The 18,066-nt window shown below is 43.6% G+C and carries 22 protein-coding genes; 2 read left to right on the top strand and 20 right to left on the bottom strand.

Translation table 11 applies throughout. From position 1 onward, the window contains the following. Positions 1–12: 12 nt before the first annotated feature. The 14 genes from JSY36_RS02680 to JSY36_RS02745 form a co-directional block, all read right to left on the bottom strand. Positions 13–783, bottom strand: coding sequence for a CheR family methyltransferase (locus tag JSY36_RS02680; RefSeq protein ID WP_205165121.1), 771 nt, complete (start codon positions 781–783; stop codon positions 13–15). 131 nt (positions 784–914) lie between these two features. After that, on the bottom strand, positions 915–1,358 hold the full coding sequence (gene ndk, locus JSY36_RS02685; RefSeq protein ID WP_205165122.1) for a nucleoside-diphosphate kinase: 444 nt from the start codon (positions 1,356–1,358) through the stop codon (positions 915–917). Between the two features lie 293 nt (positions 1,359–1,651). Beyond that, positions 1,652–2,623 carry a heptaprenyl diphosphate synthase component II gene (hepT, locus tag JSY36_RS02690; protein WP_122896665.1) on the bottom strand — a complete coding sequence of 324 codons (972 nt, stop codon included), beginning with the start codon at positions 2,621–2,623 and terminating at the stop codon, positions 1,652–1,654. A gap of 14 nt (positions 2,624–2,637) precedes the next feature. Beyond that, positions 2,638–3,495 carry a menaquinone biosynthesis protein gene (locus JSY36_RS02695; protein ID WP_122896664.1) on the bottom strand — a complete coding sequence of 286 codons (858 nt, stop codon included), beginning with the start codon at positions 3,493–3,495 and terminating at the stop codon, positions 2,638–2,640. Between the two features lie 3 nt (positions 3,496–3,498). Next, the gene (locus JSY36_RS02700; protein ID WP_122898514.1) at positions 3,499–4,089 is read right to left on the bottom strand and encodes a UbiX family flavin prenyltransferase; all 591 of its coding nucleotides are present in this window, start codon (positions 4,087–4,089) and stop codon (positions 3,499–3,501) included. A 2-nt stretch (positions 4,090–4,091) separates the two neighbouring features. Then, complete coding sequence (locus tag JSY36_RS02705; protein WP_122896663.1) at positions 4,092–4,952, bottom strand: UbiA-like polyprenyltransferase; 861 nt, start codon at positions 4,950–4,952, stop codon at positions 4,092–4,094. 33 nt (positions 4,953–4,985) lie between these two features. Then, positions 4,986–5,693, bottom strand: coding sequence for a demethylmenaquinone methyltransferase (locus JSY36_RS02710; protein WP_205165123.1), 708 nt, complete (start codon positions 5,691–5,693; stop codon positions 4,986–4,988). Position 5,694: 1 nt separating this feature from the next. Next, the gene (locus JSY36_RS02715) at positions 5,695–6,498 is read right to left on the bottom strand and encodes a heptaprenyl diphosphate synthase component 1 (RefSeq protein ID WP_205165124.1); all 804 of its coding nucleotides are present in this window, start codon (positions 6,496–6,498) and stop codon (positions 5,695–5,697) included. Between the two features lie 131 nt (positions 6,499–6,629). Then, positions 6,630–6,851, bottom strand: coding sequence for a trp RNA-binding attenuation protein MtrB (mtrB, locus tag JSY36_RS02720; protein WP_122896660.1), 222 nt, complete (start codon positions 6,849–6,851; stop codon positions 6,630–6,632). Positions 6,852–6,984: 133 nt separating this feature from the next. Next, positions 6,985–7,551 (bottom strand): GTP cyclohydrolase I FolE, encoded by a 567-nt coding sequence (gene folE, locus JSY36_RS02725; protein ID WP_205165125.1) that lies wholly within the window; start codon positions 7,549–7,551, stop codon positions 6,985–6,987. Positions 7,552–7,707: 156 nt separating this feature from the next. Beyond that, complete coding sequence (locus tag JSY36_RS02730) at positions 7,708–7,980, bottom strand: HU family DNA-binding protein (protein WP_122896658.1); 273 nt, start codon at positions 7,978–7,980, stop codon at positions 7,708–7,710. Between the two features lie 448 nt (positions 7,981–8,428). Then, entirely contained in the window at positions 8,429–9,907 is a 1,479-nt protein-coding gene (spoIVA, locus tag JSY36_RS02735) for a stage IV sporulation protein A (RefSeq protein ID WP_122896657.1), read from the bottom strand. Between the two features lie 354 nt (positions 9,908–10,261). Beyond that, on the bottom strand, positions 10,262–10,996 hold the full coding sequence (locus JSY36_RS02740; protein WP_122896656.1) for a hypothetical protein: 735 nt from the start codon (positions 10,994–10,996) through the stop codon (positions 10,262–10,264). A gap of 26 nt (positions 10,997–11,022) precedes the next feature. Further along, entirely contained in the window at positions 11,023–11,223 is a 201-nt protein-coding gene (locus JSY36_RS02745; RefSeq protein WP_122896655.1) for a DUF2768 domain-containing protein, read from the bottom strand. Positions 11,224–11,331: 108 nt separating this feature from the next. On the opposite strand from JSY36_RS02745, the gene JSY36_RS02750 reads away from it, so the two are divergent. Continuing rightward, positions 11,332–11,577 carry a hypothetical protein gene (locus JSY36_RS02750; protein WP_205165126.1) on the top strand — a complete coding sequence of 82 codons (246 nt, stop codon included), beginning with the start codon at positions 11,332–11,334 and terminating at the stop codon, positions 11,575–11,577. 235 nt (positions 11,578–11,812) lie between these two features. Here JSY36_RS02750 and JSY36_RS02755 read toward each other — a convergent pair whose 3' ends face one another. The 5 genes from JSY36_RS02755 to JSY36_RS02775 all read right to left on the bottom strand — a co-directional run bounded on the left by JSY36_RS02755 (position 11,813) and on the right by JSY36_RS02775 (position 16,527). Next, positions 11,813–12,082 carry a stage VI sporulation protein F gene (locus JSY36_RS02755; protein WP_236784404.1) on the bottom strand — a complete coding sequence of 90 codons (270 nt, stop codon included), beginning with the start codon at positions 12,080–12,082 and terminating at the stop codon, positions 11,813–11,815. 258 nt (positions 12,083–12,340) lie between these two features. Next, positions 12,341–13,390: an NAD(P)H-dependent glycerol-3-phosphate dehydrogenase gene (locus JSY36_RS02760; protein WP_205165128.1), complete on the bottom strand. Its 1,050-nt coding sequence runs from the start codon at positions 13,388–13,390 to the stop codon at positions 12,341–12,343. A 13-nt stretch (positions 13,391–13,403) separates the two neighbouring features. Further along, the gene (gene plsY / locus JSY36_RS02765) at positions 13,404–14,018 is read right to left on the bottom strand and encodes a glycerol-3-phosphate 1-O-acyltransferase PlsY (protein ID WP_122896651.1); all 615 of its coding nucleotides are present in this window, start codon (positions 14,016–14,018) and stop codon (positions 13,404–13,406) included. Positions 14,019–14,228: 210 nt separating this feature from the next. After that, entirely contained in the window at positions 14,229–15,545 is a 1,317-nt protein-coding gene (gene der / locus JSY36_RS02770; RefSeq protein WP_122896650.1) for a ribosome biogenesis GTPase Der, read from the bottom strand. Positions 15,546–15,894: 349 nt separating this feature from the next. Then, a complete protein-coding gene (locus JSY36_RS02775; RefSeq protein ID WP_205165129.1) occupies positions 15,895–16,527 on the bottom strand; it encodes a YphA family membrane protein in 633 nt (210 codons plus the stop codon). A gap of 80 nt (positions 16,528–16,607) precedes the next feature. Between JSY36_RS02775 and JSY36_RS02780 the strand changes: the two genes are divergently transcribed. Then, on the top strand, positions 16,608–16,745 hold the full coding sequence (locus JSY36_RS02780) for a YpzI family protein (RefSeq protein ID WP_205165130.1): 138 nt from the start codon (positions 16,608–16,610) through the stop codon (positions 16,743–16,745). Between the two features lie 255 nt (positions 16,746–17,000). Here JSY36_RS02780 and fni read toward each other — a convergent pair whose 3' ends face one another. Then, positions 17,001–18,050, bottom strand: a complete 1,050-nt coding sequence (gene fni / locus JSY36_RS02785; RefSeq protein WP_205165131.1) for a type 2 isopentenyl-diphosphate Delta-isomerase — start codon at positions 18,048–18,050, stop codon at positions 17,001–17,003. Positions 18,051–18,066 lie beyond the last annotated feature (16 nt).

Here is an 18,066-nt window from a genome sequence, read left to right on the forward strand (position 1 = left end):
CGTATTAAGAACTCATTGTTTTCGATAGAAAAATGTATCTTCTGCTTCAAAACCGTATTCTGAAGGGTTAAAGATCTGTTCCGTACTGCCCACAAACAATATCCCGCCGGATACCAATGAATCAGCCAGTCTTTGATATATGGACTGCTTGGCCTCTTCTGTGAAATAAATGAGGACATTTCTGCAGACGATAAGATCCATTTCTTTAGGATAGGCATCTTTTAACAGGTTATGTTTATTAAATGAAACGGCAGTTTTTACTTTTTGGTCGATTTCATATCCCGGCCCGTCTTTTTGAAAATACCTGTCTTTCCACTCAAGAGGAAGCTCCTTAAGTGACCTTTCAGGGTAGGCACCTCTTTTTGCTCTTTTTAATATTGTGTCATCAATGTCGGTTGCTGTAATCCGGGCTTTCGTGCGTGTTTCTTTCATCATCATGGAAAGGGTGTATGGCTCTTCTCCTGTGGAACAGGCTGCACTCCAAATCTTTAACACGTTTTTCTTTTCCTTGATAACAGGGAGTATTTTATTTTTTAATACATCCCATCTCTCAGGATTACGGTAAAACTCTGATACATTAATCGTCATTCTGTCCAGGAATTCTTCAAACAGGTCGTTTTGAAGCCCCATTTCTTTGCCGTAATCCGAGAAAGTAGCAAAGCCCCTTTTTTCTCTTAACGAGAGTAGTCTTCTTTTCATCTGGGCTTCTTTGTACTGATTCAGGTCAATGCCGGTTTTATCTTTGATCATTACTGTGAACATCTGGTAGTCATCTTTTAACATCGTCAACATTTCTCCTAATGCAAAGAATTCTTTCTATTTTATATTATAACGTTCTCCCGGTCCGTTCTCAGCGATTATTACAAAAAAAAGCAGACCGGCTTTTGAAAAGCCGGTCTGCCTTATGAATTTAGTTAAACCCATTTATTAATTGTTTTTTCGTATGTTACAAGTTCATCTTTCTGGAAGAAAAGCTCGATTTCTCTTTTAGCGCTTTCTTCTGAGTCAGAGCCGTGAATAACGTTCATTGATACCTGAACACCAAAGTCACCACGGATTGTTCCAGGCGCTGCCTCAGAAGGATTTGTTTTTCCCATCATCTTCCGGGCTTCATCAATAACGTTTTCCCCTTCCCAAACCATTGCGAAGACAGGGCCTGATGTAATAAAATCAACAAGATCCCCAAAGAATGGGCGTTCTTTATGCTCACCGTAATGAGTTTCAGCGAGGTCTTTTGAAATCGCTAACACTTTTGCTCCTGCCAAAGTAAAGCCTTTCTTTTCAAAACGCGAAACAATTTCCCCTGTCAGATTACGTTGTACTCCGTCTGGTTTTACCATCAAAAAAGTGCGCTCCATGTTCATACCTCCAACGTTTATGTATGTAGAAATCTCAAACCTGTTTGAGTATAGCAAATTTTCACACGTTTCACAACTGTTTTTTGTAATCGTTTTCAAAACAGCGTTTTAGTCGATGCTGAAGGTAAAAAATTGCCTCACTCCGCACTCCTGAATTACCTTCTTTCCATAGATTATTGTAGTTTTTATTCAGCTGAAGCAGGAATGCCCTCCGCTTTCCGCAGTGGTGCCCGCTATTAAGAATAAGTAAAAAGGATGCCTCAAAAGAAGGGGATCTTCTGAGTCATCCTTATTTAAAACTTCCGTTTTCCTATGTAGTCTGCAATCTGTAAAAGCGCTGTTTTTGCATGAATATCAGGCAGATCCTGAAGGGTCTCTCTTGCTTTTTGCAAATAACGGTCGGAGAACTGTTTTGCACAGGTAATGGCACCTGTATCTTTAATGGCTTCGATAATTGATTTAATCTCCGTACCGCCTAAGTCATTTTCCTTTATCGTTGAAGAGATTTTCACTTTCAGTTCAGGATCTTTATTCATGGCACAGAGTGCGGGAAGAGTAACATTTCCCTGCTTAAGGTCGCTGCCCGCAGGCTTGCCGAGTTCTTTTTCAGTTCCTACAAAGTCGAGGATGTCATCTGTGATCTGAAACGCCATTCCCACATAATGTCCGAACAAGGAAAGCTTTCTTCTTGTTTCAGAATCCGTATCTCCTGCCACTGCTCCGAGCTCACAGCTTACGGCAATCAGGAGGGCGGTTTTCCGTTTAATCCGCCTTAAGTACGTTCTTAAATTCTGGTCCCAGTTATACTGGTCCTGAATCTGCTCCACTTCACCGATACACATTTCCACCATGGCATCAGAGATAATATCATGAACTTCAGGCTGTTTACTCTCGGCAGCCAGTTCAACAGCCCGGGCAAACATAAAATCCCCGGTATACATCGCTACACGGTTGTCCCATTTTGATTTAATTGTTTTTTCTCCCCTTCGGAGTTCAGCATTATCAATTACATCATCATGAACAAGTGATGCCATATGAATGAGTTCAAGGGGAACTGCCACATTTTTGATTTCTTTTACACTGTAGTTCCCGAATTGCCCTGCCAAAAGCACAAAAACAGGACGGATCCTTTTCCCGCCTGCTTTTAAAAGGTGTGTGGAAGCCTTTTTTAATACAGGATGCTTTGCGCCGATATTTTGCTCCAGCTCTTTTTCAATCATGGATATATCACTTCGTAAATGCCAGTAAATTTCAGTCAGTTTCATCTCTTTCACCTGCCTTAAACGGATTGCCGGTGCTTTGCACCCTGCCACAATGCTAAATTTCTGACAGGTCTTTTGAGCAATCCCATCTCATGCGCATACTTGTAATATTGAAGTAATCCTTCAATATGCCTCTTCGTCAGATCATGGTTCAGTCCCGCAAAGTAACGCTGCCAGAATTCCTTTTTACCGCCCATTTCGTACTGGATGGATCGGATCATTTCATCATATTCGTTTTCCTTGGAGTGTAACTTACTCTTAACCATTTGTTCATACAAATCACGGACAAGAATTTCCTGGTTTAAAACCGCATCTTTTCGTACTGCAACAACCGCATATGTCATCGGGTACCCGGTCTGCTCATACCATAACTGACCGAGATCATACCGGTAAATATCATCTGTCTGCGACCAGTAAGTCTGAATGGCATCGTCCCCGATGAGAAGGCAGGCATCATGACTTGCCATCATTTCTTCAAACCCCGGTTTCATGGTTACATATTCAACTTCCAGTTCGTAAAACCTGCCCAGAATGATCTTAAGAAGGTTAACTGATGTAGCAGAGCTTGAAGTAAGCGCCACCACTTTACCGTCAAGTTCAAGTAGAGGTACCTTTGAAAACAGGAAGATGGATCCAACGCTTTTAGGAGAGGAAACAGACAGGTCAGGAAGAAGCTGATACTGTTCTTTATTCTCAGCGTAAGCAAAAGAGGAAATCCCTCCGATATCAATCGAGCCTTCCTTCATAGCCCGGTTCAGCTCAGAAGGTACCTGGGGTACGAATGAACATCCTCGTTTTAAAAGTTCCTGACGGTTAATATAATAAAAAATCGGCTGTATATTCGTATACGAAATTTCCCCTACTACCAACCCCATCTGTTAATCCCCCCAGCGTGTGAATAAATCATGCTCTACCTGAAGCTGATCCAGGACCTTCCCTACTACAAAATTAATCAAATCATCCATCGTCTTCGGCTGATGATAAAAACCCGGCATTGCAGGAACGATTGTTCCTCCCATATCCCCAATGGTCTTCATATTACCGAGATGAATAGAATGAAGCGGTGTTTCTCTCGGCACAATCACAAGAGGACGCCGCTCTTTTAGCATCACATCTGCTGTTCGTTCCAGGAGATTGCTTGAGATACCCTGGGCAATTTTAGCGAGAGTTCCCATTGAGCAGGGAATGATAATCATTCCATCATTTTGATAGGAACCGCTTGCAATCGGTGCAGAAAAATCCTGCAGTGAATGGATGTGCAGATCTCTATCGGTTTCAAACAAACGTTCAAGACAGGCATTCCGGTCTGAGGTGTCCTCATTGAGTTCATGATAAAACACCTGCCAGCCTGCCTGGCTGACAATCAAGTGTACCCGGTGACCGGCCCTTAAAAGTGTATTGACAAACCGGACACCGTAAACGGCTCCGCTTGCTCCTGTAATTCCAACTGTAAAAATCCGTTTGGTCATTTTCATATAAGCAGGTCTCCAATCGTAAAGAAAAGGAGTATGATGCTGATGACTCCATTCATTGTAAAAAAGGCTACGCCTACTCTGGACAAATCATCGGCACTGACAATAGAGTGTTCATAAACCATAATTCCGCCTGCTGCAATAACCCCCAGCAGATAAAACCAGCCGAGCGGTGTGGCAAAAAAGAGTGCAGCCATGGCAATGAAGCTGAATACGTGGAATCCCTTTGCAATAATTAACGCTTTTTTTATCCCGAAGCGGCTTGGTATGGAGTGCAGGCCCACTTCTCTGTCATAATCAGCGTCCTGTGTAGCGTAAATTACGTCAAATCCGGCTGTCCATAAGGCTACTGCCAGAAATAACAGAATCGCTTCCCAAGTGAGTGTTCCTGTTGCGCCAACCCAGCCTCCCAGAGGGGCAATACCAATCGTAATCCCTAAAATCACATGACAAAGATAAGTAAAACGTTTTGTATAAGAATAGATAACAAGAAAAAATACTGCTAGCGGCAGCAAATAAACAGCCAGCATATTGAGCTGGAAGGCTGAAAAAATGAGTACGAGGAATGATATCGCAATGAATAACCCTGTTTCCATCCTGGACAGGAGTCCTGCAGGGATTGCTCTGTCTTTTGTTCTCGGGTTGGCCGCATCAATTTTTGCATCAATGAGCCTGTTAAGACTCATTGCCGCACTTCTGGCACCGACCATGGCCAGTGTAATCCAGATCCACTGTTCCAGTGTGGGCCAGTGACCATTAATTAAAAGGCTGGACAGCACGGCACCTAAAAATGCAAAAGGCAGCGCAAATACCGTATGTTCAAACTTGATCATTTCTAAGATGATTTTTATCTTTTTCATATATTGAACCCTTTCAACAACCGCCGCGCATTTTTAAAAGCTTTTTCCTGCAAAATGACTGGCAGCTGCTCCGCCAGCGTAGGACTTGTAGGAAACTTTATCAAAACCTGCGGAAGTAAACATTTTGCTTAACGATTCTTTATCAGGAAAGGTTTGTGTTGATTCCTGAAGCCAGGCGTATTCGTCATAGCTTTTTGCAAATACCTTTCCAAACACAGGCATCACATGCCTGAAATACAGCCAGTAAAGCTGTTTAAAAACAGGGAAAGTAGGTTGCGAGGTTTCAAGACAAGTGACCAGTCCCCCGGGCCTGGTTACCCGGTACATTTCCCTGATAACCTGATCATAGTCAGGCACGTTGCGCAGTCCAAAGCCAATGGTTACATAATCAAATGATGCGTCTTCAAACGGGAGTTCCATCGCATTTCCCTGTAAAAGAGTAATATTTTCAATTCCTCTTTTTTCTACTTTTTCCCTGCCTACAGAAAGCATGTTGTGACTGAAATCAAGACCGTGAACATGCCCTTTTTCTCCAACAGCTTCCCCCATTGTGAGTGTCCAGTCAGCTGTTCCGCAGCAGACATCCAGGGCACTGGATCCGGGCTTTACAGCCATTCTTTTCATCGTGTCTTTTCTCCAGGCCAGGTGCATCTGAAAGCTTATGATCGCATTCATGCGATCGTATCTTCCTGAAATAGATTCGAAAACCTCGTGGACTTTTTCTTCCTTTGATTGACTCATACTATCCTTCCTCTGCTACATATTCCTGATAGACTGGGTGTTCATTGAGAAGCTGTTTCATTCTGTCGTGGATATAATGCTTGAAGGGAGGCCATTCATAGGAAAAGGAAGCTAACTTCAAACGTGTTCCTTCGATTTCTTTTTGGTAGAGATAATCAGGCTCCATCACAGCGACATCTGTAAGAAGCATTCCTTTTGTACCCCTTTCCTGCCTGCCTTCCAGAATACACCGGTGCTCTCTTACAAGTCTCTTCAGATAGAAAAACTCATCGAGAGGCTTAATCCAGTTCTCCTGCCCGGTAAAGCGGGCAATATTGCGGATCAGAAGGGAGTCGATAAGGCGGTAATCAACGAAAGCCCGTTTGCTGTGAGCACTCTCTGCCCCATTACAATAAACGGACATTTTAATTTCATTGATTTCCTGTATCGATCTGCTGAAAACACGGATAAGTCCTTTGTCAGAAATTTTTGCCAGAAAATAATAGTAAAGACTGCTGAAATAATCTCCTGAAAGGACAGTGAGCTGCCTGCTTTTCTTTTCAAGTTCGGAGTCCCACTGGTTGTTTTCAACCGTATCGTGGACAGCCAGAGCCGTCTGCACCAGTACAGAGGAAAGAACACAGTTTTTTATGTATCTGTACTTATGACCATTCTTTTGAAGCAGGTAATATAAAAGGACTACCTGATCGTGGTCAATGACCGGATCTGATAAGTAACGGCGGAAGTATGGATGATGAATGACTTCATAGAAATCCGCCTTTATGTTTTTTATGTCTTCATTGATATGATCCATAGACGTTGTCATTCAAAGTCCCCCAGCATTAAGATCAGTACATAAACGCTACTACTTAGTATACCACAATTACGATATTCAGATAAGCGATTGGTACCTCAATTGGTTTGTAAACAAAAGAAAAGCAGGTGGCTGGCCCGCTTTTATTCATCGTCAGTATTCATTTCACCGTGTCCGGTCTGAATTGTCGCTTTTCCTCTTACCTTGATGGCAGACGTATGCTCGGTGAATTGGGCAATCATCACTTCATTTTTATCCAGCTTCTCAGAATGATGAAACCTGGTGTCCGAGCCCCGCGTTAAACCGATAACATTAACTCCGTTTTCGCGGGCTTTTATAACAATATACTCAGTAGGTTCAGGCATGGCTACCTCCTCCTTCCTAGTCCTTACAAAACAGAAATTATGTATATCAGTACCCTCGGGATACGCCGGGATAAATACCCACCGGCACCCCCCCGCCATTTCAGGCGGGCTGAACGGCCGCTTAAAAACTATACTAGTTTTTAATTAATGAGAGAACTTCAGAGCGGGATGCAGGGTCTTCTGCAAGGATACCTCTAACAGCCGAGGTAATGGTTTTGGAACCTGGTTTTTTCACTCCTCGCATAGTCATACACATATGCTCTGCTTCAACAACAACCATTACACCAAGCGGCTCCAGCGTTTCTACAATACTGTCAGCAACCGTGGATGTAATTCTTTCCTGAAGCTGAGGTCTTCTGCATACAGCTTCTACTGCTCTTGCAAGTTTACTCAAACCTGTGACTTTTCCCCCGCTCGGAATGTATCCAATATGGGCTGTACCAAAGAAAGGAACGAGGTGATGCTCACACATAGAATAGAATGGGATATCTTTAACGAGGACAAGTTCCTCATGATCTTCCCCGAATACGGTTGCGAAGTGTTCTTTTGGGTCCTGGTTGAGTCCTTCAAATACTTCTGCATACATTTTCGCCACTCGCTTCGGTGTATCCTGCAGACCTTCTCTGGAAGGATCCTCACCGATAGCTTCCAGGATCATCGTTACTGCCTGTTTAATTTTTTCATGATTGATTTCGTTCAATGCTGCTGCCCCCTCAACACTCAATTCTAGAAGTCGTTAAAATTCTAGCACAGCCTGATTGAATACACAAGAAATGTAAGCGTTCCGCAATCCTGCAGTAAGAAAAAAGAAGAACCGCAAAAAGTGCGATTCTTCTCTATGCAAGCCCCTTATGTATTATTTAACTGCGTCTTTAAGGGCTTTACCAGGCTTAAAGGCTGGTACGTTGCTTGCAGGAATTTCGATTTCTTCACCTGTTTGCGGGTTGCGTCCTTTACGGGCAGCGCGCTCACGTACTTCAAAGTTACCAAAGCCGATCAATTGTACTTTCTCAGCATTTTGAAGAGAACCAGTGATTACATCAAAAACCGCATCTACTGCGTTTGTTGCATCTTTTTTAGAAAGCTCAGTTTTCTCAGATACCGCATTGATTAGTTCCGTCTTGTTCATACCATTCACCTCCTCCCAATAGACTTGTTATTTCTTTTCTTGCACAAAAATAAGAGTTTTATACTCGTTAACCGACTTTTTAGTGGATAACAAGGCTAATGTTAAACGAAAGCGCGGAAGAATTCAACATATTTTGCGGATTCACCTGCATTTTTAAGACTTTTCTGTCTGATATGTAAAAAAAATCAAAAATAATGGCTGAATTGGCGGCATCACCGGTAAGCGTTGATATATCAACGTTCTTATAGAATTTTTATCATAAATCCGTCACTTAGTCAATTTTTTATTAAAATCAATTCTCTCTTTTATAATTTGATATTAATATTCGCCCCTGTATGCAGGCAGTCAGAGTCTGAAGTGACCCCCTGGGAAAGCGGTGGACCCTTCACTAGTTCAAGAAAGCCCCTGAAAACAGCCAGACAAAAAAATAACCCTCCGCCAGGGAGAGTTATAAGATGATGGCAATAAGGCCGCCTGACCCTTCGTTAATGATGCGCTCAAGGGTTTCTTTCAGTTTATACCTTGCATTTTCTGGCATGAGGGAGAGTTTTGCAGAAATACCTTCCCTCACGATGGAATTAAGAGATCTACCGAAGATATCTGAATTCCAGATTGATAAAGGATTTTCTTCAAAGTCCTGCATCAGGTACCGGACGAGTTCTTCACTTTGTTTTTCCGTTCCGATAATCGGTGCAAACTCTGATTCAACATCAACTTTGATCATATGAATCGACGGTGCTACTGCTTTAAGCCTCACACCAAACCGGGAGCCCTGTCTGATAATTTCAGGCTCATCCAGACTCATATCACTTAGTGAAGGAGCTGCAATGCCGTACCCTGTCTGTTTAACCATTCTAAGGGCATCGGACACCTGATCATACTCCGCTTTCGCAAAAGCAAAATCCTGCATTAACTCGAGAAGGTGGTCTTTCCCGCGGATCTCCACACCTACCACTTCTTTAAGAATCTGATCATAAAGGTCATCCGGTGCATGGAGATCAATTTCTGCAACGCCCTGCCCCATCTCGATTCCCGCCAGTTGTGCCCGGTCCACAAACTCATAATCAACAAAGTTTCCGACTACCCGGTCCACATCGCGGAGTCTCTTAATGTCTTTAACCGTTTCTCTTACGGCTGATTCGTAATTTTCCCGAAGCCAGTGTTCTTCTTTCAGCACCATCACCCAGCTCGGCAGGTTCACATTAACTTCATGAACAGGAAACTCAAACAGTACTTCCCTCATGACGGCATTGATATCCTGTTCTGTCATACTCTCAATACTCATCGAAAGAACAGGCACATCGTGCTCGTTTTCAATCGACTGCCTGAGGTCTTCTGTTACTGGATGGTGAGGATGAACGCTGTTTACGATCACAATAAACGGCTTACCGACTTCCTTTAACTCTTCTATAACACGCTGCTCGGACTCTACATAATCGTGGCGCGGGATCTCTCCGATAGATCCGTCAGTTGTTACGACAACTCCAAGTGTTGAATGTTCCTGAATAACTTTTCTTGTGCCGATTTCAGCAGCTTCATGAAATGGGATTGGATCTTCATACCAAGGTGTATGAATCATCCTCGGTCCGTTCTCATCCTCATACCCTTTTGCTCCAGGTACGGCATACCCTACGCAGTCTACAACGCGCACGTTTACATCGAGGCCTTCATCAACATGAATAGACACTGCCTGATTCGGTACAAATTTCGGTTCAGTAGTCATAATCTGCTTTCCGGCAGCACTTTGAGGCAGCTCATCCTGTGCCCTGGCGCGGTCTGCTTCTGTCCCGATATTCGGAATGACAGCAAGCTCCATAAACTTTTTAATAAACGTCGATTTCCCTGTTCGTACAGATCCTACGACGCCGAGATAAATATCGCCACCAGTCCGTTCAGCGATATCTCTGAAAATATCGAATTTCTCCACACGATCCCCTCCCGATCGATTTTATGTTGACAGCTTCTGCATACGATTCAAGGTGATGACACTATATACTTATGTTCTTGCCTGTTAAATATGACAAGCAGTTTACAAAGCCCTTTTCATTACTGATCATTCAAATAGCATCACCCACTTATACGAATGAAAAACCGATTTAGAAGGGAGGCGCACATTGCAGGATTATTCTCACCATATAGAAGTTCCAGCCTGAAGCAAGCAGAAGTAATCCATACTCTTTACAGGCATATTGCCTTGCTTTAAGCATAAAAAAGCTTCCCTTTCTTTTAGTTACTATATTGGAAAGGGAAGCATTATAGAACATTTATTCAGTTTGGCCTGTTACTCTGTTTCGCCGGATGAGGATTTAAATACAACCTCTCCGTCTTCGATGGTCATTGGTTTGGAATGGGCCGGTACAAAAGGTGCATGCTCCACAAGAAGCCACCTGAGATCATCTCCTTCAGAGAAGTCTCCCATACCATATTCTTCAATGTAATATAAAATATCAATGCTGTAATCAATAACAAGTTCACCGTTCGTTGCCATATGAACTGGAAGAAGATGATCCGGGTGAAACGGACTTCTCACTGTTGCGGGCTCATTGTACCGCAGTGCCTCATAATCAAGCTCCAGTACACCGGGCCCCGCCTGGCCTTCAACAGGAGCATAGCGGTTTTGAGAACGGTAGGAATCAATCCGGCGGTTAATCTCCTGCAGTTTGCGGGAGCTCCTTAAATCTACCAGCTTAACTTCCGCCTGTTCTTCCACATTCGTCAGTACATATTGAAACGTTCCGCCGTTTTCAAAAGAGTTACCCGGGGCGTTTTGCAAGTAGGAGGGAACCAGTGATCTGAAATTCACCGGGTATCTCATAAATACCGAAACTTCATTGTCTCTCGTTTGAATCGGAAGCACCTGCGTGTCTTCCCTGTATTGATTAACAGCTGTTTGAACGCTTTGAATCTGGTCATCATACGGCACCTGGTTTTCTGCACGCTGGTCGTCCGGAAACAAGCACCCGGACAGAATGAATGCCGATAACAGGAGGGCCATAACTGCTGTCATTTTCTTCATTAAAATAACCCCTCTTGGTAGTGTCGTTATTCAGGTACAGGGCCTGTAAATACAACAACAAAAATAATAAAGCCCGCTACTATCATACAAATAAAGCTGATTGTCAAAAACACTCTCTGGACCCAGCCTTTAAGCTTTTCCCGGGATACAATCGTCATAATAACCGAGACGAACATCAGTCCCATAGCAAAAAAGCTTACCCACATTTTCGTTAAACCATCATCCATAAAAATTCCTCCAAAATCGAACATAATCCTGTTATTTTCCCCGATCATTATAGCACAGAAGCTGCAAAAGCTGTACTTACGGGCAATTAAAAGGAAAGAATTCACTTTTTGTTCATAAAGCGTGGTCTTTTACAGCTTGTCCTTTTTCAAGGGAACGCTGTTTTACCTGCACTGTCTTTCTGTCATCTTTTCTTTTGTCTGCAAACCGGCAAGAACAAAAGCGCAATCGCCTTGATCACGAAGGATAAAGAAAACTGGCTTATCGCCAGTCTTGGCGAAAGTCTTAGTTGCCCTTATATTTTAGTGCAAGCATTTCAGGGAGGCTTTCAGATTGATGCCGCTATGCAGGCTTAAGCAGATGGAATGAAATGACCTCAAGCTCGGGTGCTGGAGCTGGACGTGGAGTAGTTTCCTCTGAAGTTATCCACATATAGAGAAGTAGAAATTCCTAAACAACAAAAAAAGTTGAAGAAAAGGGGGCTCCTTCCTTCAACTTTTATGACTAAACACCGCCAAATCTAACAGCCCGATTTTGACGCTACCTCGGTTTCAGTATATGCCGAAGAAAAAGGTTCGCGCGCGCGATTGCCTATTTACCGTTGTTTTTCTGAAACATTTTTGAAAGTGTCCCAAAGTCCATTGGCACGTTATTGGCTACAATTGCTTTAACCAACTCGTCTTCTTTCTTTTTATTAACAGAAACCCCTGCTACAAGGGCAACCTGCTGAATCAGCTGTCGGACGTTCTGTTCACTTTTCAAATCTGTTTTACTTGCAGACTGGGCAAGTTTTAACAAATCCTGCTGGTTCACATTTGTCTTTTTCTCAATCTCACCAAAGATATTTTTCTTTTCGTCCAATGTAAAAACCCTCCCCGTGATTGATATCAACATATCATATGCACCGGAGGGCTTCCTGTGAGTGTAAGAAGGCACTGTAAAAGTTTGGTCTTTAACTTTTTCAAGTGCCTTCTAAGCAATGAGCGGAACGGTTGCAGGTCTTAAAAGCCTGTTATGAGTGGGTTTCTCTTAACAGGCGAGCAACCGGTGGAGCCATTGCCACATAAATAAAAGCCACTGGAAAAGTTGGTCTGTACTTTTTCAGTGGCCTCGTGTAACTTATGGTTCCATATCATTCAGTGGGTCTGTTTCCCCTAATTTCAAATCTTCTACTTCATGCTTTTTAACCCGGCCCATCAGTTCCTCAACTGCAGCCTCTGGCTCTTTACCATTGAACAATACATCGTATAGCCCGCTTGTAATCGGCATGTCCACTTTTTCAAGTGAAGCGAGCTGGTAGGCTGCTTTTGTGGTGCGGATGCCTTCTACAACCATTCCCATCTCCTCAAGGACTTCGGGAACAGTCCTGCCTTTTCCGATCATATTCCCGGCACGCCAGTTTCTGCTGTGGACGCTTGTACAGGTTACGATAAGGTCTCCAAGACCTGAAAGACCCGCAAAAGTCATCGGGTTGGCACCGAGTTTCATTCCAAGGCGTGCAATTTCAGCCAGTCCTCTGGTCATAAGAGCTGCCTTTGCATTATCTCCGTAACCAAGTCCACTGGTCATTCCGGCGCCAAGGGCAATGATGTTTTTCAGAGAACCTCCGATTTCAACCCCAATGAGGTCGGGATTCGTATAAACTCTGAAGTTTGTATTCATAAACAAATCCTGAACAAATTCAGCAGCCTTCATATTCACGGATGAGCTCGTAACTGTTGTCGGCTGTCTTGTACTTACTTCTTCCGCATGTGATGGCCCTGAAAGGACTACAACTGCCTTCCTGAGGTTTTCGGGTATTTCCTCTTCTATTATTTCAGAAACCCTAAGATATGTTTCTGGCTCAATCCCTTTGCTGGCATGCACAAAGGTTACAGGGCGCTCAAGGTTTGATTTGATATCCTTAAGAATATCCCTCATGGCTTTAGTTGGAACGACCAGCAGAATGGTGTCACTGCCTTTTAAGGCTTCTTGAAGATCATTCGTCGCCCGGATGGTTTCAGGGAGCAAAACACCCGGTAAGTATTTTACATTAGTGTGATTTTCATTTATTTCACGTGCTGAATCGGCTGAACGCCCCCACAATGTTACCTGGTGATTATTGTCTGCTAATACAACGGAGAGAGCAGTTCCCCAGCTTCCTGCTCCAAGGACTGTAATTGATGGCATTGGATTACCCCTTTCAATTCGCGGTTGCTTTTTGTCCGATTTTACTTTCCGTCCCCTTTATCAGTCTTTCAATATTAGTGCGGTGCCTCCAGAATGATAAAACAGTAATGACAATCAAAAAATATAAATAATCACTTGAATAAGAGCCGGTAAGACTGAAAATAAACACGATAATGGTCGTACCCGAAATAAAAAGTAAAGAGCCAAGAGAAACAAAACGGGTAAAGATAATACTTAAAATAGCAATTGCACCTGCCAGTAATGCAGGCAGAAAAACAAGGCTGGCTAAAACGCCGATTGTTGTGGCAACACCTTTGCCTCCTCGAAACCCGTAATAAACAGGCCAGTTGTGACCGGCAATAGCAGCAAGACCGGCTGCACTGGCAATAAATGCATCCCCGCCGGTAAAATAAAGTGCTCCCAAAACGGCGATTATTCCTTTAAGACAGTCAAGTAAAAGCACAACGATGGCAGGCCCCACCCCAAGTACCCGAAGAGTATTTGTGGCACCTGCATTGCCGCTCCCGTGCTGGCGGATGTCCACCTGCATGATTTTTCTTGCAATAATTACACTGAAACTAATCGAACCAAGCAAGTAAGCCACAATGACAGAAATGATAAAATACATCCCAACCCCCCACTTCAATTTATATTTATGTATTGATGAGTTACCCAAAATGCAACAGGCGGAGGATTTACCGCCTGTTCCGGTTCAGGAATTACGCTTATGTTATTATCTGTTCCCTGGGAAGCATTCCGGAGGCCTGTCTATACACAGCCCAGTATAATTCAGTTCACATTAAGAGCAGATGAAGGTCAGCATTAAATCAGGCTGATGTTAATCATTTTTCTTTCTTGCATAAATTCGGATAGGGGTGCCCATGAAATCAAATGTGTCCCGGATTTTATTCTCCAGATAGCGCCGGTAGGAGAAGTGGAGAAGCTCAGGGTCATTGACAAACAGAACAAATGTCGGAGGTGCAACAGCTACCTGGGTGGCATAATTGATTCTAAGTCTTCTTCCACCGTGATCCGTCGGAGTCGGGTTCATTGTAACTGCATCGACAATCAGGTCATTCAATACATTGGTAGGAACGCGCTGATTGTGAGACTCGCTCACTTCTTCAACAAGGGGAAGCACCTTATGAAGTCTTTGTTTTGTTTTTGCAGATACAAACAAAATAGGAGCATAGTCCATAAACAAAAACTCATCTCTGATCTTTTGTTCAAAGTCCCTCATAGTCTTATCGTCTTTTTCAAGTACATCCCATTTGTTGACGACGATGATAACAGCACGCCCCTCTTCATGAGCATAGCCTGCGATACGCTTGTCCTGTTCAATAAGGCCTTCTTCCGCATTTATAACCATCAAAACAACGTCAGATCTCTCTATCGCTCTCATCGCCCTGATTACACTGTATTTTTCAGTGGTCTCATACACTTTTCCCTTTTTACGCATTCCAGCAGTATCAATAATTACATAATCTTTGCCGTCTCTTTCAAAGGGAGTATCGATCGCATCTCTCGTAGTTCCTGGAATGTCACTTACAATAACCCGCTCTTCACCAAGCATAGCATTAACAAGAGAACTCTTCCCGACGTTCGGACGTCCGATTAAGCTGATTCTGACCGTATCATCATCATAATCATCTTCTGCAATATTCCCAAACCTGCCGGTTACTTCATCAAGCAGATCTCCAAGTCCAAGACCGTGAGATCCGGATATAGCAACAGGATCACCTATTCCCAGGCTGTAAAATTCGTACATCTTTTCATGGAGTGTCGGATCGTCCATTTTGTTAACACCAAGGACTATCGGCTTTTTCGAGCGGAACAGAAGCTGGGATACTTCTTCGTCAGCTCCTGTAATCCCATCACGTCCGTTTACAACAAAGATAATAACATCGGCCTCTTCTATTGCCAGTTCCGCCTGATAACGCATCTGGGTAAGAAGCGGTTCGTCAGTCATTTCGATCCCGCCTGTGTCGATCAGGTGAAATTCATGGTTCAGCCATTCTCCGTTCCCATATATCCGGTCACGGGTAACTCCTGGTTTATCTTCTACAATCGCAATACGTTCTCCTACTATTCGGTTAAAAATTGTGGATTTCCCTACATTGGGACGTCCTACAATAGCAACTACCGGTTTAGGCATAAAAGCCCCTCGCTTTCTCTACTTCATTCTTTAAGTATCAGGTAAAAGTAATCATTTAATTACGCTGTTTTCGTATTATTGCTGCTTAATCACTTTCACCTGTGGAGAGGTGACGGCCAGCCTGCCCGGCCCATACCCCGGTCACTTCGGCTTTCTGAGTGAAGACTGACAGCAATCTTTGCGAAAACAGCCTTTAAAACGTGTTTTCTTAAAAAATGTCGTTGTTATAGTTTGAAATGTCATAAAGAAAACCCTTCCTTGTCGTTGGAAAGGGCCAGCTGGAATGAACTAACTCATTATATCAAAAGAATCCTGCCTTAACAAACCTTGCTTAACGATTTCCCGGGGGTTATGCGTTGACTTTTTTCCCTGCAACAGAAGGGACACCTGCCTGGCGCAGCACCTTCTCCCTTATGCGTGCTGCTGCCCATTCAAACGCAGAGAATCCAGCTGCAGAAAGAAAACAAAGACCCAGGATATCAAGGCGGTCCATCCCCCCGACTGTATATATTCCTCCCCCGGGCCTTACAGTGAGAATCGTATAAAACCAAAATCCTACCTGACCCTGGAAGAAGCCGGTAAATAATGCGGAAGTACGCAGACGTAAAGATCTTCCCGTCAAAATAAGCAAAGTGGACATAAGGACAACAGAGGTTGTTTTGTGGGAAAAAAGCATCCATACAGGTTCATAAAAATAAACAAACTCGAGCCACCCGTATAAAAGTGCTGCACAAAGGCTGAGAGCCAATGTTCTGAAAACATCCGTTTTCGCCTGATGCGTTAAAAGCAGGTACCCGGTAAACAGTAATATAACAGCTGAACATCCGACAGCTGCGCCGGGTGCAGGCACAACTATCCCGGAACAAATAATCACTGATAATGCCAGGGATACATATAGGAAAGAAGAACGTTTTGAGTCCGAAAAAAAAGAAATATACAGTACCGTAAGCCAGGCAGACCATAAAAACCAAAAACCATCCACAAAAACACACCTCCTTTATTTACATAATCGTCAGATAAAGGGGGAAAATATACGCTGGATGAAAAAAGGAGGTGTTTTCCTTGGGTAAAGACAGACAGGAGAAGAAACTTAAACAGTCGAAAAGAACAGAGTCTGACCGTGATCAGTCTCTTCACTATGATGGAGCAGCAGAGCTTGAAAATGCTCAGAGCGCAAATAAAAGACAGAGAGAACGATAAGAAAGAGGCTGGGACATAAGTGTTTTAGTCAACGAGAACGCGAACATATAATATGCGGTGCAAATAAATCGCTCCTGAAATATACTTCGCTTTCCGCGGGAAGCTGGTGAGCCTCCGCGTACTACGCACTGCGGGGTCTCACCTTTGCTTTATATCCCGCAGGAGTCTGCGTATATTTCATCCGCTACGTTCGTGCATTGTTCGGATTATCAGCTAAACACTTTCTTTATGTCCCGGCCTCTTTAAAAATGTGTTTCAACGGATGCTGAAATGTTTCGTGTCAATCCCCCGTTCTTTAAGCCAGTGGTGGGTCTCTCCCGAAATGACAAAAGGTACTTTTTGAAACGAATGTACGTTATTGATTCCAAGAGCAGTCATAATCCATCTTAGTTCTTCCTGGAGATGGATTACCTGATCTAACACCTCCTGCGTCCCTCCGTCTTTTACCCACTTAAGGATGCGCCCGGCCATTCCACATGCACTCGCTCCAAGGGCAAGGGATTTTGCTATATCCATAGCTGTCCGAATGCCTCCTGATGAAAGCACCGGGATTTCAGGGCATGCATATTTTACTTCAGCTATAGAGGCTGCTGTTTTAATACCCCACTCATTGAAAAATGACATATCCTTTTTCCTTCGCTGGTTCTCAATCATTGAAAAGTTCGTACCGCCAAAACCACCTGCGTCAATGACCGATACCCCTGCGTCGGATAACTTTCTTGCTGATTCCATGCTTGTACCAAAACCCACTTCTTTTACAATAACGGGAACGGATACTTCTTTACAGATTGTTTCTATACGGGAGAGTGCGCCTTCAAAATTTCTGTCCCCCTCCGGCATGACCAGTTCCTGAATGACATTCAGGTGAATTTGTAATGCATCTGCCTCAAGCATATCCACACAGGACTGAGCTTGATCCACTGAAGCTTCACTGCCGACATTTCCAATAACAATACCGTCCGGATTGTTTTTTCTGACTGTTTCATATGTACGGCGCTCCTCCGGGTCTTTTAAAGCAGACATTTGAGAGCCGACCGCAATTGGAATGTTAAGTTCCCTTGCTGCTTCAGCAAGGGAAGCATTAATTACTTCTGTGGCTTTTCCGCCTCCACCAGTCATCGCATTGATAAAAATCGGCGAACTGATAGTCAGTTCGCCGATTTCTGTTTCAAGTTGGATGGAGGACGTGTTTACATCCGGGAGGCTTTGGTGTACAAAAGTTATATCGTCAAAGCCTGATTCTCCCGCCTGTCCGGATTGCAGTGCACCTCTGAGATGATCTGCTTTTCTTTTCGCTCTGCTCATCCAACGTCACCTTCAA

Origin of the sequence: Alteribacter salitolerans (assembly GCF_016901055.1) — a bacterium.
Classification (GTDB): Bacteria; Bacillota; Bacilli; order Bacillales; family Salisediminibacteriaceae; genus Alteribacter; species Alteribacter keqinensis.